Source organism: Herbaspirillum sp. C7C2 (assembly GCF_022627865.1).
GTDB classification, from domain to species: domain Bacteria; phylum Pseudomonadota; class Gammaproteobacteria; order Burkholderiales; family Burkholderiaceae_D; genus Herbaspirillum; species Herbaspirillum frisingense.
In genome coordinates this window covers 70,159-84,129 of the sequence record NZ_JABXGI010000018.1, presented here as the reverse complement: position 1 = coordinate 84,129, position 13,971 = coordinate 70,159, and the positions used below count along the sequence as shown (strand labels likewise).

The 13,971-nt window shown below is 57.1% G+C and carries 12 protein-coding genes and 1 pseudogene; 7 read left to right on the top strand and 6 right to left on the bottom strand.

Annotation, left to right across the window (positions count from 1 at the left end; all coding sequences use genetic code 11):
* Positions 1-3: 3 nt before the first annotated feature.
* Entirely contained in the window at positions 4-1,347 is a 1,344-nt protein-coding gene (locus HWE04_RS19240) for an aspartate aminotransferase family protein (protein ID WP_241813412.1), read from the bottom strand.
* A 225-nt stretch (positions 1,348-1,572) separates the two neighbouring features.
* On the opposite strand from HWE04_RS19240, the gene HWE04_RS19235 reads away from it, so the two are divergent.
* The 6 genes from HWE04_RS19235 (at position 1,573) to HWE04_RS19210 (ending at position 8,931) form a co-directional block, all read left to right on the top strand.
* Positions 1,573-2,574, top strand: a complete 1,002-nt coding sequence (locus tag HWE04_RS19235) for a phosphotransferase enzyme family protein (protein WP_241813411.1) — start codon at positions 1,573-1,575, stop codon at positions 2,572-2,574.
* A gap of 59 nt (positions 2,575-2,633) precedes the next feature.
* A complete protein-coding gene (gene qhpR, locus HWE04_RS19230) occupies positions 2,634-3,695 on the top strand; it encodes an AraC-like transcriptional regulator QhpR (protein ID WP_182993423.1) in 1,062 nt (353 codons plus the stop codon).
* A gap of 205 nt (positions 3,696-3,900) precedes the next feature.
* Positions 3,901-5,214: a citrate-proton symporter gene (locus tag HWE04_RS19225; RefSeq protein ID WP_241813410.1), complete on the top strand. Its 1,314-nt coding sequence runs from the start codon at positions 3,901-3,903 to the stop codon at positions 5,212-5,214.
* 41 nt (positions 5,215-5,255) lie between these two features.
* Positions 5,256-6,701, top strand: a complete 1,446-nt coding sequence (locus HWE04_RS19220; protein WP_241813409.1) for an amidase — start codon at positions 5,256-5,258, stop codon at positions 6,699-6,701.
* A 515-nt stretch (positions 6,702-7,216) separates the two neighbouring features.
* Positions 7,217-8,341: an XRE family transcriptional regulator gene (locus HWE04_RS19215; protein ID WP_241813408.1), complete on the top strand. Its 1,125-nt coding sequence runs from the start codon at positions 7,217-7,219 to the stop codon at positions 8,339-8,341.
* Positions 8,341-8,931 (top strand): DUF4411 family protein, encoded by a 591-nt coding sequence (locus tag HWE04_RS19210; RefSeq protein WP_241813407.1) that lies wholly within the window; start codon positions 8,341-8,343, stop codon positions 8,929-8,931. The genes HWE04_RS19215 and HWE04_RS19210 overlap by 1 nt, the downstream gene beginning before the upstream one ends.
* Before the next feature lie 185 nt (positions 8,932-9,116).
* Here the strand turns inward: HWE04_RS19210 and HWE04_RS19205 are convergent.
* The 5 genes and pseudogenes from HWE04_RS19205 to HWE04_RS19185 all read right to left on the bottom strand — a co-directional run.
* Positions 9,117-9,386 (bottom strand): annotated as a pseudogene (locus HWE04_RS19205) (hypothetical protein); the annotation flags it as partial.
* Positions 9,289-9,822 (bottom strand): restriction endonuclease subunit S, encoded by a 534-nt coding sequence (locus HWE04_RS19200; RefSeq protein WP_241813406.1) that lies wholly within the window; start codon positions 9,820-9,822, stop codon positions 9,289-9,291. The gene HWE04_RS19200 and the pseudogene HWE04_RS19205, both read right to left, overlap by 98 nt.
* The gene (locus HWE04_RS19195) at positions 9,819-11,666 is read right to left on the bottom strand and encodes a type I restriction-modification system subunit M (protein WP_241813405.1); all 1,848 of its coding nucleotides are present in this window, start codon (positions 11,664-11,666) and stop codon (positions 9,819-9,821) included. Before HWE04_RS19195 ends, HWE04_RS19200 begins: the two co-directional genes overlap by 4 nt.
* Positions 11,667-11,822: 156 nt before the next feature.
* On the bottom strand, positions 11,823-12,185 hold the full coding sequence (locus HWE04_RS19190) for a mobile mystery protein B (protein ID WP_241813404.1): 363 nt from the start codon (positions 12,183-12,185) through the stop codon (positions 11,823-11,825).
* Positions 12,186-12,191: 6 nt separating this feature from the next.
* Positions 12,192-12,653 (bottom strand): mobile mystery protein A, encoded by a 462-nt coding sequence (locus HWE04_RS19185; RefSeq protein WP_241813403.1) that lies wholly within the window; start codon positions 12,651-12,653, stop codon positions 12,192-12,194.
* 389 nt (positions 12,654-13,042) lie between these two features.
* On the opposite strand from HWE04_RS19185, the gene HWE04_RS19180 reads away from it, so the two are divergent.
* The gene (locus tag HWE04_RS19180; protein WP_241813402.1) at positions 13,043-13,969 is read left to right on the top strand and encodes a hypothetical protein; all 927 of its coding nucleotides are present in this window, start codon (positions 13,043-13,045) and stop codon (positions 13,967-13,969) included.
* The last annotated feature ends 2 nt before the right edge of the window (positions 13,970-13,971 follow it).

Sequence of the window (13,971 nt, the reverse complement as noted above, 5' to 3'; positions counted from 1 at the left end):
GGGCTAAGCAGATCGGTTCAACATCCCCTGCAACACATCGTCGATTGCGGTGGTGAGCATGTCGCAGTGCTCGGTAGAGAACTGAAGCGGTGGTCGAATTTTCAGGATATTACCTTTGGGGCCACAGGTACTGATCAGGATGCGTTTTTTTCTGAGCTCGTTGACCACATGCAGCGCAATTTCCGTGTTGGCCTTCGTGGTCTCCGGCTGGATAAACTCGACAGCGGCATAAAGACCGATGGCCCGGACGTCGCCGATGGAAGGATGCACCGATTTCAGTTGTTCAAGCCCACGCTTCAAGTACGCGCCAGTCGCTTTGGCGTTTTCAATCAAGCCTTCTGATTCAATGACATCCAGAACGGCTGATGCAGCGGCGCAGCAGACGGTATTGCCGCCGAAAGTATTGAAGTAGCCGGAGCGGTCGGTGAAGGCCTGCATGATGTCGGCCGTCGTCACGGTGGCGGCAATCGGCATTCCGTTGCCCATGGGCTTTCCCATCACAACGATATCGGGAACAACGCCGTGACGTTCAAATCCCCACATCCCCTCGCCAGTTCTTCCAAACCCTGGCGGCACTTCATCGGCGATGAATACGCCACCGGCTGCCTTGACGGTCGAGACGGCGTCCTTGATGAAACCCGGAGGATCAACAAACAGACCATCACTGGAGCATACGGTGTCCAGGATGAGGCCCGCGAACTTTATACCGTGGCGCTCCATGTCAGCGATAGCTGCCGCCACGTCCTGTGCGAATTTGAGCCCCACTGGTGAATTCTGGCGATAGCCATCCGGGGCATCGACCAGGCGCACGTTGATCCCAACCGGGACACCTGGGCCGAATGCCGGGGTGATTTCTGCGACTGCTGTCGAATGACCATGGTAGGCAAATCGGGTAACGATGAAGCCGGCGCCCCCCGTGTACAGCCGCGCCATACGCATTGCGAGGTCGACGCTCTCAGTACCGCTGCTCGTAAAGAGCAGCTTGGAAAGCGCGCGAGGGAATCTGTCGAGAAGCCGTTCCGCATAGGACGTGACGACATTTGACAGATAGCGCGTGTGGGTATTGAGCGTGGCGACCTGCTGCGAAACAGCCGCGACGACATGGGGATGGCAATGGCCAACCGATGGGACGTTATTGTAGGCGTCGAGATACTCGAATCCGTCCTGATCCCGTAGCCAAACACCGGACGCGCTGACGAAATGTACCGGGTCGCGGTAGAACAATGGCACTCCGTCGCCAAAGGTATTGCGTCTGCGCTCAATGAGCGCATGGGTTGCCGGCGGTGTGGCGCTGCCTGATTGCGGATCGAAGGCATTCAAGGCAAGCATTCCATCGACGTGAGTCATTGTCTCTCCAGTACAAGATAATTCGACACTGGAATGGTGCTCGTGAAGATGCAAGTCTGTCTTGACCATCGACGACATTTCCTTGATAGCAGAAGACGCTCTTCAGAGAGCTGTGGTGACGCGGCTGTCGCTTGATATCCAAGGTCAACGATTTGTGTCGCGATGTCAAACCAAGTCTCCCGTGCTGGCATGAAGATGTATGCAACGCTACTCGGAGCTTCTTTCATGACCCTCGCAACTGTTGATTCCCATCTGTCTTACATCGCTGCCCTTCAAGAGCTGGCCCGCTCAGCACTCCCCAGCTACGGATTCTCATCGAATATTGAAGTCTCACTGCTGAGTCATTCAGAAAACACGGTTTTCCGATTGGCCAATCCTAATACCGGATGGCGTGCGGTGATGCGGGTGCATCGGGCCAACTATCAGACTCCCAACGCGATTCAGTCAGAGCTGGACTGGATGACGGCGCTCAATGAAGCTGGCATCGCCACGCCACAGCCGCTTCGGACAGTGGATGGTGAATCGCTCATCCAGATGGAAACCGATCTCGCCGGCAAGAGAATGGTCGCGGCTTTTGCCTGGGTGGACGGTGACTTTCCCGACGAAGCAAACCTGATGCCTTCACTGGAGAAATTGGGAGAATTGAGCGCAAGAATGCATCTGCAGTCACGCCAATGGCACCGCCCCGGTTATTTCGAACGCAATTCCTGGAACCTTGAAGACACGGTCGGTGAGAGCGGTCGTTGGGGGCGCTGGCGGGATGCCCCTTGGCTCGACCGGCAACAAGTGAAAGTACTTGAGCAAGCGCGAGATTTGATGACGTTGCGTCTGAATTCATTCGGAAAGTCGCCCGAAAAATATGGACTGATTCACGCTGACCTACGTATCGCAAACCTCTTGGTCAAAGGGGATCGCACTACCATCATCGACTTCGACGATTGTGGCCTCGGCTGGTTCTTGCATGATATGGCTACCGCACTGAGCTTCATCGAGCATCGTCCTGACCGTCTTGACCTGATGCTGCGCTGGGCTGATGGATACGCACGGCATGGTGCGCTGACAGAGAGCGACATCGAGGAATTTCCGACATTCCTGATGCAGCGTCGCCTGCAACTGCTGGCCTGGATGGCGTCGCACAGCGAGACCGACCTGGCACAAAGCCTTGGCGAGCGCTGGGTGGCAGGTACTGCGGATCTGGCAGCGGACTATCTTCGCAAGATGGGCTAATGGTCTGAAAATTGCTAGGATGGTCGGGTAATTATTTACCATGAAAATGGAGCCCAACCATGCCCAATGCGCCGCGTGTATCAACCACTTCGGACCGCCCGTCGTGCATCCTTTCCGCAGCAGCAACGGGTCTGGTGGAATTCATTGCAAGTGAGGGGGGAGACCCTGAGCGCGTGCTGAGCGCCGCCGGCGCCAACAGCGATGTTATTGAGCAACCGACAGCCGCATTGAGCCTGGACATCTATTGCAATGCCATGGAGCAAGCCGCTCTCCAGACCCGGAACGAGAACTTCGGATTACGGTTTGGCCAACAGTTCATGCCTGCCGGGCTTGGCATGCTGGGCTACCTTGGCTTGACCTCGTCTACAGTCGGGGAAGCTCTGCGCAGCATGGGTGCGATGTTCCATCACCATCAGCAGCGCTCACAGTTGAAGGTTGGTCAGGCTGATGGTCTCGCATTCGTCGAATACCGAATCACCGACCCTCTCATCATGCATCGCCGTCAAGATGCCGAGCTGTCCATCGGGATGTTCTTCAATGTTCTCAGGCAGGCCTTGGGCCAGCAATGGAGTCCACTGGAAATTCATTTCGAACATGGTGCATTGCACGGCAACGAGGAGCACGAGCACATATTTGGTGCTCCGATCCAGTTCTCCCAGGCCACCAATGCCATCGTGCTTCGAGGAAACGACCTCAACGCACCAATGCCCGGTGCAGATGCTCATCTGCACAGTCTGATGCGTAACAACCTGCGCCAGCTGGGGCTGGCAGCGGCAACGGCAGAAACCCTGGTAGACAAGGTCCGCGCGGCGATCCGCTCGCGGCTTGATGACAGTGAGCCGACGCTCGAAGAAATCGCGAGTGCACTGGGGATGGCGAACTGGACGCTACAACGCAGATTGCGCACTGCCGGACTGACCTATCAGGAGGTTCTCCTGGACGTTCGGAAGAACATGGCGCTGGAATATCTGAAGGACCCTGCTCTGCAGATTTCAGAACTGTCCTTCCTTCTAGGCTACTCGGAAATCAGTGCGTTCTCTCGTGCCTTTCAACGCTGGCACGGAATTTCCCCAACGGAATGGCGACGCCAGCATCTGGGTGGACGCCCACGGGTTCAGTGAGATTGCCACCCGGCAGCGGTTTCAGTGACGGCCTCTTCGGGGGCCGTTTCTTATTGTCGTTGACTATCAAGAAGCTGTGTTTCCGGGTCAAACGAAAATTCAGCTTGAGGCCGCAAGATACTGAAGCGATATGGCGGAAGCTTAATTTTTCCGTCACCAGCTCGTGAGTCAGCAGCTCTCGCCAACCCATTGATAGGGACCTACCGTGCAACCACAACTCAGTAAACAACGCCAGGTCATCGCCGCAATTGTCGGCAATGCCCTTGAGTGGTACGACTTCATCGTCTATGGTTTTTTCTCGGCCATTATCGCTCGCCTGTTCTTCCCAGCAGACAACGAATACACTTCGCTGCTGGTCGCCCTTGCGACCTTTGGTATCGGATTTTTCATGCGACCCGTGGGCGGTGTCCTGCTCGGTCTCTACGCCGACCGCAAAGGCCGAAAGGCGGCAATGCAGGTCATCATCGTGCTGATGACTCTGGCCATCGCAATCATTGCCTTCACGCCTACCTACGCGACCATAGGAATTGCCGCACCCATCATGATCGTCATTGCGCGCATGCTGCAGGGCTTCGCAACCGGCGGTGAATACTCCAGTTCGACCGCATTTCTGGTCGAGAGCGCCCCGGCCCACAAGCGTGGCCTGTATGGCTCATGGCAGCTCGTCGGTCAATGTCTCGCGGTCTTCTGTGGTGCCGGCATGGGCGCTCTGGTTACACGTAATCTCTCGCCGGAGGCCCTGGACAGCTGGGGATGGCGACTGCCCTTCGTGATTGGCCTGCTTATCGGCCCAGTGGGTCTCTGGATTCGCCGTCACATGCATGAGACAGACGATTTCCTGGAGGGCGCCAACAAGCCCAATGCCGAACCCATCAAGCTGCTCGATGTGGTGAAGACCAACATGCGTGGCGTGCTGGTGTCCATGGGGCAGGTCATCAACGGTACCGTGGCCTTCTACGTCGTTCTGGTGAACATGCCGACGTTCGCCAACAAGCAGCTGGGTCTCCCGCTTGACCAGGCGTTCATGGTGCAGATGATTGCCGTGGCCTTGCTCACGGTAATCATTCCATTCGCCGGCGCGCTGTCCGACCGCATTGGTCGTCGGACTGTCCTGCTCTATAGCGCTCTGGCTTTCCTGTTGATTGTGTACCCTCTGTTCGTTTGGGTGTCGGCGGCTCCCAGCCTGACGCGTCTGCTGGTGATGCAGGTGCTTCTGTGCATCATGATTGGCGCAAATTTCGGCCCGATGCCGACAGCCTTGTCCGAGCAATTCCCGACGCGTGTGCGTTCCACCGGCCTGGCGGTCGCCTACAATCTGGCAGCGATGCTATTCGGTGGCTTTGCTCCGTTCATCGTGACCTGGCTTACCAAGGTCTCGGGTTCGCCAGTAGCGCCCGCCTGGTATGTGCTGTTCGCCGCCTGTATCGGTGTTGCCGCAGCCTGGGCGATGCGTGACCAAAGCCCGGCGGCACAGAACCGACAGACTGAAGTCTTCGCTGGAGTTGGAGAGGTCAAGTGACAGAAGCAAAGCGTTCGCAAGCGATTCAAGGAGCAGAAAAGATGCACCCACTGGTTACCCTCGATGCACTGGCGTTGTCCGCCGCCATTCGCAGCAGGGAGGTTTCTTGCCGTGAAGTCATGCAAGCCTATCTGGAACATATCGAGAAGGTGAATCCGCATGTGAACGCCATCGTTTCGCTGCGTCCGGCTGAAGAACTGCTCGACGAAGCGAAACGCGCGGACCAGTTGCTTGCACAGGGCACGTATCTGGGATGGATGCACGGCATGCCGCAGGCACCGAAGGATCTCGCGTCGTGCAAAGGACTTCCCACCAGCAAGGGCTCGCCCTTGTCATCCATGGAGCCCGCTCTGAGCGACGCAACTTGCATCGCCCGTGTACGTGCCGCTGGTGCCATCTTCATAGGAAAGACCAACGTCTCCGAATTCGGGCTCGGCTCAAACAGCTACAACCCGGTGTTCGGCGTGACCAGGAATGCCTATGACTCTACGCGCATTGCTGGCGGCAGCAGCGGTGGTGCCGGTGCGGCACTCGCGATGCGTATGCTGCCGGTCGCCGACGGTAGCGACATGATGGGTTCCCTGAGGAATCCGGCAGCGTTCAACAATGTCTATGGTTTCAGGCCAACTCAGGGGCGCGTCCCTTACGGTTCAGGGGGCGAACTCTTCCTGCAGCAATTAAGCACAGAGGGACCAATGGGCCGAACCGTAGCCGACGTCGCGCGGCTTTTCGCAACCCAGGCAGGATATGACATCAGTTGTCCCCTTTCCGGCGATACGGATGTCACTGGCGATGCAGAGCAACTGAAACGCGATTTCAAAGGCGCCAGAATTGGATGGCTCGGAAACTACGATGGTTACCTGCCCATAGAGGAGGAAGTCATGGTGCTGTGCGAGGCAGCACTCTCTGACTTTGCAAATCTTGGCTGTACGGTAGAGCAGTGCCAACCTGACTATCCGATGGAAAAGCTCTGGGAGACCTGGCTCGTCCATCGGCAATGGCTAGTTGGCGGAAACCTGAGTACCTACTTTGCTAACCCCGCGCAGCGCGGTTTGCTCAAGCCAGAGGCGCAGTGGGAGGTCGAGTCCGGCCTGCATTTGAAGGCAGCCGATGTTTTCCGCGCATCCGTGGCGCGCAGCGATTGGTACCGCGCCATTCACAAGCTCTTCGAGCAATTTGATTACCTGCTCTTGCCCAGTGCACAGATGTTTCCGTTTGATGCGTCGACGAAGTGGCCACGAAACGTAGCCGGTCGAGAGATGGACACCTACCATCGCTGGATGGAGGTGGTCATCGGCCCGACCCTGGCCGGCTTGCCTGCCATGAGTGTACCGGTCGGATTTGGAACGAACGGCCTGCCCATGGGGATGCAAATCATCGGTCCCGCCCGGGATGACAAAGGTGTGTTGCAGTTGGCATCTGCGTTGGAGGGCTTGCGTGCGTGGAGTGCGCAAGCGCCGCTGGCTGTCATTGACGCATTGAGCTGATAAGTACCTGGGATGCCGGACGAGCCAAGGTCATGGTCTTGCCATGGCAGCCCCAGCGAGCTTTTCCAAGCATCCGTCCTCAAATATCATCATTCACCTCAAACGCACTGACTGAAGGTGTATAGAGCGAAGTTCGAACTATTAAAGATGACTTAATAGTTCCAACAGAGCTTGGCAGCCTGGCCCGCCGGGTCAAGCAGTACCGGCATATCCAAAAGCCGGACCAGTTCAAACGCATCGGGGTGATCGCTTGTACAAGCTTCTGAGCTGTCTTGCAGGATCGGGAAGTTCGCAAGATGGACGCGATGCCCTGGCCGACAGTTGCTCAATTGGTGATGCGGACTCGTCGATGCGCGGAAACAAAGACTTCCGTCGCCGTCGATGTAATGCAGTCCGACATTCGTAACCAATGCAAATCTGGTGCCACGAGGTCCGCCCGGCAGGGCCATCAGAAAGGTAAAGTTCACTTGATTAAACTTGATTTTTAGCGGTCTAGGGTCGATAATCCACCTGTTATGCACAAAGTTATCCACAGCGACAAGGTCAAGCAGGCGCTTCAGGATAGAGGGTGGAGTCAAAAGGATCTTGCCGCTGAGCTCGGCGTGACTGCGCAAGCGGTGACGAACTGGATCAAAGGCGCGGACTTCCCTCGTCCCGATAAGCTGCTCAAGCTGGCCACCACATTAAAGTTGAACTTTGCCGACCTGGTGATCAGCCCGGCAGAGGGACAGCCCGTGATCGCTTTTCGCAAGAAGGCTGGGGCCAAGACAACCGACGAGCACATTCTCAAAGCGATGGCCATGGGGGCTTTGCTGAAGCCGCTGGTGCCATTCCTTCCCGAGCTGCGCTCCCTGCGCGTTCAGATTCCTTCGCCCACGGTGCAATACGATGCTTTGCAAGCGATTGCGGCAGAAGTCCGCATGAGGATAGGACTAGGTGCTCAGGCTGTTCTTCTCTATGAACATCTGATCGGCGAATTTGAATCCAACGGTGCAGTCATCGTCCCGGTGTTATGGGGTGAGAAGCGGAATCACAAAAATGCACTCCACATCCTGCTTCCTCAAGAGAAGGTCACTTTCATTTTTCTGAACCTGGATACCAGGCTGGAAGATTTCAAGTTTTGGATGGCGCACGAACTTGCGCACGTTTACACGCCTGACTTGGCTGGAAAGACCGAGGGTGAGGATTTTGCAGATGCGTTCGCAGGTGCATTGCTTTTCCCGAAAGCCCTGGCCGAAGTCGCCTATCACCAGGCTATCAAGCGACGTAATGCGGCAGATGAGATCAGGGAATTACAACGCCATGCGGCTGCTCACAGCATCTCGCTATACAGTGTGTTCTGTGAGGTCAACCGGTTTGCCAAATCGCTGGGCTTGTCTCCGCTAAGGTGCGAGGACGCTGACATCCATGCAATTCGGAATGGAAAGCGAGGCGACTTGGTAAGCGAGATCCTATTTGACCCTACTCCGCCTGAACTTCCTTCCTACATCGCGGCGGCCCAAAACGTGTTCCGTAGCGCTTTCTTTTCGGCGTTGCAGCGGATGATCAAAAGCAAGGGCACCGGGCCTGGGTATGTTCAGCAAGTCATGGATATTCCCCTGCAAGATGCGATGGCTTTACACGGTGAGCTCTCGCGCTGATGCTTGTATTGCTTGACACGAATGCCTATCTCCGACTGGCTAAACGTATCAGGCCTGCGGTAGGTATTAACTTTGGTCAGAAGGGCTATGTGCTCACGGTTCACAAGTCAGTAGAGGACGAAGTCCATAGGAATCCTCGACTGAAGTCCAAATATCCTTGGTTTGACTCTGAGGAGTTTGTTGCCGAGCGTCTGGCCAAACAAATCCGCCTTAGCGAAGATGACAAGCAGGGTATCGCGATAGTGCAAAGTGTTTTGCATGGATCGGTCCTGAGTGACGTTCATCGCTACACATCGGGTGGCCGCTCGCCGCCTGGGCAGACAGATTGCTGGCTCTTGGCCCTAGGGCAAGTTAAATCTGCCATCGTGGTTACGGACGATCTGGGTATGCATGAGCTGGCCAAGGATTTTGACATTGCCGTATGGCATGGCTACGAACTGCTTGATAAGCTTCGTTCGGCAAAAGTTGTCAATGGAACGCTGATCAAGGAGATCTATCAAGCGCTGGAAGTGAATGGCGACTTGACGAAATCATGGCAAGAAGTCAAACACACGCTGTTTGTAAAAATCTTCGGAGCCAAGGCTGAATAGCCAGGCTTGCCACGCAAGGGACTTTTCATAGATGGTGGTGCGAATGTCGATGCCTTTTACTTTGGGCGTCAGTCAACATGCCTTCCCAGAGCACTACAAGAATCAAGATCATTAGGACAAAACAAACGCCCCGTGGATCAATAATCCACGGGGCGTTTGCGTTGGCCATACCGTACCGCAACAGCTCATCTGGCGCGATGTTCCGCCTTGCTCCGTAAGGCCTCGTAAAGCTGCCCAGGCCCAAGCAGGATATCGCGCAGACCATCGCGCACACGCTCTGAACCCAGTGCCTGGGTACTCATGCTCTGGTGCGCATCCAGGGCGTCCATGATGGCGTTCAGCATCGCCTCCTTGAGATCAGGTGAATTGGCAAACTGCTCCTTGCTGTTGCTTGCCGCCTGACGCAGCAAGGTCTCGTTCTCCAGCAGCTTCCCCTTGAGCACGCCATTGACGTAATGGCGGCGACGCGACTAAATGTGCTCCAAGAATGCCCTTTGTCATGCTAGGTAAGGCCGTACTGGTCGAGTAGTAATCGAATGGAATCACCAGGCACGTGTAATACGCAAAGCGTCCTACCGTTCCTGGAAGAATTTTTGACCAGTACATAGTGTCAACGGTCCAAAATTTTCCGTTCACATAAAGCGGCTTATCGATAGTACCTTTTCGGCCAAGCAGAACAGATTCCCCGTCGTAAAGAAAATCTGTCGCAAACGTAAACGGGCCTCCGGAGCCGATAACAGGAAAGCCTTCCGTACTTTCGACATCCTTGTGGTCTGCGCCATTCTGAATTTCGAGCATACGCTTGAGAGGACGAATGCTCCAGTGAGCGGGAATGCGATTTACCGACGTCAAACTACCGTCCTTATAGTTCTGATAAGTTGGCAAACTCATTCCGCCAACTCCTCAAGCATCTTCATGATGTTGGCGGACACCGCCTTCAGCTCCTCGTCAATCGCATGCAAGCTACGCGGCGGCTCAAACACATAGAAGTGCCGATTGAACGGAATCTCGTATCCAACCTTGCTCTTCTCCGTATCAATCCATGCATCGGGCGCATGCGGCAACACCTCGCGCTCGAAGTAGGCCTGGATGTCTTCGTTCAAAGGCACGTTCTCGGTATCACGCAAGCTGCTGTCGGGTTGAAGCTTTCCCTTCTGCTTACCCTTCACACCCAGCACCGTATTGCCTGCCTCGTCACGCAGGGGGCGTTCAACGGTGATGGTGGTGTAACCGAAGTCTTCGTTCCTGAAGATGCGTGAGATGGGCTGGCGCTTGATCTTGCCGCCTTCCGGCACACTGGGTAGCTTGTCGCCGTTCTTGATGAGTTGCGGCTCACCCTGTACCGTTCCTGCCGCGTCCCATACCGTGACCAGTTCGGCCTCGACGAAGCCGCCAAACAGGCGCGTCACGGTATCGATATGGTCTGTGCTCATCTCCTTGCGCTTGCTGCCCAGGCTCTTGCGCATCTTCTGCCAATAGCTGCTGGCGTCGATGAGTTGCACGCGTCCTTTGCGTGCTGCAGGTTTCTTGTTGGACAGTATCCAGACATAGGTGGCGATGCCGGTGTTGTAGAACATGTCGGTAGGCAGCCCGATGATGGCTTCCACCAGGTCGTTCTCCAGCACATAGCGGCGGATTTCGCTTTCTCCGCTGCCGGCGCCGCCGGTGAAGAGCGGCGAGCCATTCAACACGATGCCAAAGCGGCTGCCCCCCTCGCCATTGACCACCGGCGCCATCTTCGACAGCAAGTGCATCAGGAACAGCATGGAGCCGTCGGAGACGCGTGGCAGGCCGGGGCCGAAGCGACCATCAAAGCCTTTCTGTTCATGCTCCTGGCGCACCGCCTTTTCCACCTTCTTCCACTCCACGCCGAAGGGCGGGTTGGAGAGCATGTAGTCGAACTTGCGGCCGGCGTGACCATCCTCGGACAAGGTATTGCCGGCGACGATGTTCTCCACCGGCTGGCCCTTGATGACCATGTCGGCCTTGCAGATGGCGTAGGACTCGTCGTTGAGCTCCTGGCCAAACATGGTCAGCCGCGCGCGCGGGTTGTGCTCGCGCAGGAACTCCTCTGCAATCGACAGCATGCCGCCGGTGCCGGCGGTGGGGTCGTAGATCGTGCGCACCACGTCGCGCCCGGCGGTGAGGACGTCGTCATCCTCGATGAACAGCAGGTTCACCATCAGGCGGATCACTTCGCGCGGGGTGAAGTGCTCACCGGCGGTTTCATTGGAGATTTCAGCGAACTTGCGGATCAGTTCCTCGAACACCAGACCCATGCTGGCGTTGTCCACCACTTCCGGGTGCAAGTCGATGTTGGCAAATTTCTCGGTGACCAGATACAGCAGGTTGGCCTTGGCCAGGCGCTCGACCTGGGTGTGGAAGTCGAAGCGCTCGAAGATGTCACGTGCCTCAGGCGAGAACGCCTGCACGTAGGCATACAGGTTCTGCCGAATATGGTCTTGATCACCCAAGAGCTTGACCAGGTCCAGCGGCGAGGTGTTGTAGAAGCTCGTTCCCGCCTTGCGTCTCAGGAATGGCTCTGGGTTGAGGCCCGCCTTGGTTTTGGCATCGAATTCCTTCAGCACATCGGGCTTGCTTGCCTCCAATACACAGTCCAGACGGCGCAGCACGGTGAAGGGAAGAATGACGCGGCCATATTCTGACTGTTTGTAGTCGCCGCGCAGGAGGTCGGCAACCGACCAGATGAAGGACGAGAGAGCTTGGTGATTCATGGCAGGGAAAGGATTCTTTTTTTCTAAGGTTGGTTATCGTAACATCGCTCCCGCCAGCCCGATGAGGGCTGTTCAGGAGCGCGATCCGGATCGAGGTGCAGGGGCGCATGAAGCCTATCTTTGCGCTTCATGGCATCCGCACGTTGCCCGGGAAATTCAACTCCGCACAAACGCCAGCAACAGCTGAAAATCCCCTTGGTCCGCCGCCCGCAGCGCGGCAAGGTAACGCGCACGCGCATCATTGGCGGCCACCAGATTTCCACCGCTTCCCCATGAAAGCGCCGGTTGCCCCAGGCTGCGCAGTAGCACGTCAGCCATCATGCGCGAATGGCGGCCGTTACCATTCGGGAAGGGGTGAATCGACACCAGTTGATGATGGAATCGCGCCGCGATTTCATCGACGGGAAATGTGGTGTTCTCGATCCACCAGCGGGTATTGCCAAACAGCTGGTCAAGTCGGAGCCCCACTTGCCTCCAGTCGCAGCCGATATTCTTGGGGCGTCTGACCTTCCTGCTCATCAAGATCTATCGCCATAAGTCCGACCAGCGGCCGCGCAGCAGCTCCTCCGTCCTGCGCTCGACCTGCCTGCCCACTCTTTCGGCATCTGGCCGCTGGTCTTCCAAGCCCATGGTGTGGGCGATGCCAGTCACTTCTTCCCGGGCGATCGCGCGGGCCTGTTCCTGCACGACCTCGGTGAGAGGGCGGCGCGGAACCAGGGCGTACACCAGCTCGCAGTCCAGCCCGTCGGCAAGCTTGCGTAGTTGCCCCAGCGTGATGCGCTCGTCGGCCTCGGATTGTTCGGACTTGTGCAGGGTCGGTCCGGAAATGCCAAGCCGCTGCGCCTGTTGGCGTTGGGTGCGACCTAATGCTTCGCGGATAAGCTTCAGCCATCCTCGAGGCGGGACCTGGCGTTTGGCCAGATCCGCGTACGCGGATAGCTTGGCTTGCAACTGCTCAAGGCGAAGCTGGTTCAGTTCAGGTGACATTGCTAGCCTATAAGCTACTGAGATGACCATTAATGATAGCTGATAGGCTAGCAAGCAGCAATTTTATGCTTCCGTTTAAGGCAGCTAAAACTGTAGATTTGCTCCCGTTTGATGAAGCAATGGTGCGGCCGTCGAGACCACATCGCGTTTGTACCTCCCCGTTAATGGCCGCAAACACAAACCAGCCGGGGGCAGGACAACTCAGCATGCTTCTCTTTGCACAAAATCTCACTTCCTCACGCCAACATCCCTTTACAGCAACGATTTCCCACCCATTGCACACAGCTGTGCCATCCCGCCACACCCCACCCCCTCCCCGCCCCACAAAATCTTGCACATCCCCTGATGCTTGCATACCATCGAATCTCAATTCGATCACACCGCCCTGTATGAGTAACATCAAGACGAGCGCCCGAACAGTTGCCGCAGTCTTGCTCGTCCTGGTGATGGGTCCGTTCTGCGCCAATGTTGCCCGCGCCCAATCCCCTGCCAGCCCCGACCCCGCTCCTCACGTCATCGAGATCAAGCTGGCCGATCTCAACGATGACAACCCGCTCATCGATTACCGCAAGGCCATTCTGGAGCTGGCGCTGCGTGCCGCCGGCCGGCGCTTCACCATCACCAATTGTCGGGTCGCCGATGTCGTTACCTCCGACCAGCGCTTCGTCCAGCTGATCCAGGCCGGCCAGTACTGCAACCTGATGACCACCTCTGCCGGCAGTTCCATGACCCGCGGGCTGGAAGGCATTCCCTTTCCGATCTACCTCGGCGGCGGGGGCTACCGTGTGCTGATGGCCAATACCGCCAGCCTGCAGCGCGCCCGGGATATCCGTACCCTCGACGACCTGCGCAGGTTCCGCATCGGCTCCGGCATCGGCTGGACCGACACCCACATCATGCAGGCCAATGGCCTGGACGTCGTGCAGGGCAACTATCTCAACCTCTTCGAGATGCTCAAGGCCAGGCGCTTCGACTTCTATAACCGCTCGGTCTTCGAAGCAAGCGGCGAGCTGGAGACCTACGACCGCGACCACCAGCTGGCCATCGTGCCGGACCTGGTGCTGTACTACCCGGTGGACCTGTTCTTCTACACCACGCCGGGGCGCGACGATATCCGCGACGCCCTGCTGGAAGGCCTGCGCAAGATCCATCGCAGCGGGGAGCTGGCCGAGCTGATCCGCCAGCATCGCTCCACGCGCCAGGCGCGGCAGTTGCTGAAGTCGACCCACCCGCGCGTCATCGTCCTCAACAATGATCGCCTCACGCCCCTGGAGCGCAAGGCCATCGAGACCTATCGCCTGGACTGGTTCAAATAAGC

Excerpts from the sequence above, each read along its gene's own strand:
- HWE04_RS19240 (WP_241813412.1), bottom strand. The coding sequence starts at position 1,347 with ATGACTCACGTCGATGGAATGCTTGCCTTGAATGCCTTCGATCCGCAA.
- HWE04_RS19235 (WP_241813411.1), top strand. The coding sequence starts at position 1,573 with ATGACCCTCGCAACTGTTGATTCCCATCTGTCTTACATCGCTGCCCTT.
- qhpR (WP_182993423.1), top strand. The coding sequence starts at position 2,634 with ATGCCCAATGCGCCGCGTGTATCAACCACTTCGGACCGCCCGTCGTGC.
- HWE04_RS19220 (WP_241813409.1), top strand. The coding sequence starts at position 5,256 with ATGCACCCACTGGTTACCCTCGATGCACTGGCGTTGTCCGCCGCCATT.
- HWE04_RS19215 (WP_241813408.1), top strand. The coding sequence starts at position 7,217 with ATGCACAAAGTTATCCACAGCGACAAGGTCAAGCAGGCGCTTCAGGAT.
- HWE04_RS19210 (WP_241813407.1), top strand. The coding sequence starts at position 8,341 with ATGCTTGTATTGCTTGACACGAATGCCTATCTCCGACTGGCTAAACGT.
- HWE04_RS19200 (WP_241813406.1), bottom strand. The coding sequence starts at position 9,822 with ATGAGTTTGCCAACTTATCAGAACTATAAGGACGGTAGTTTGACGTCG.
- HWE04_RS19195 (WP_241813405.1), bottom strand. The coding sequence starts at position 11,666 with ATGAATCACCAAGCTCTCTCGTCCTTCATCTGGTCGGTTGCCGACCTC.
- HWE04_RS19190 (WP_241813404.1), bottom strand. The coding sequence starts at position 12,185 with ATGAGCAGGAAGGTCAGACGCCCCAAGAATATCGGCTGCGACTGGAGG.
- HWE04_RS19185 (WP_241813403.1), bottom strand. The coding sequence starts at position 12,653 with ATGTCACCTGAACTGAACCAGCTTCGCCTTGAGCAGTTGCAAGCCAAG.
- HWE04_RS19180 (WP_241813402.1), top strand. The coding sequence starts at position 13,043 with ATGAGTAACATCAAGACGAGCGCCCGAACAGTTGCCGCAGTCTTGCTC.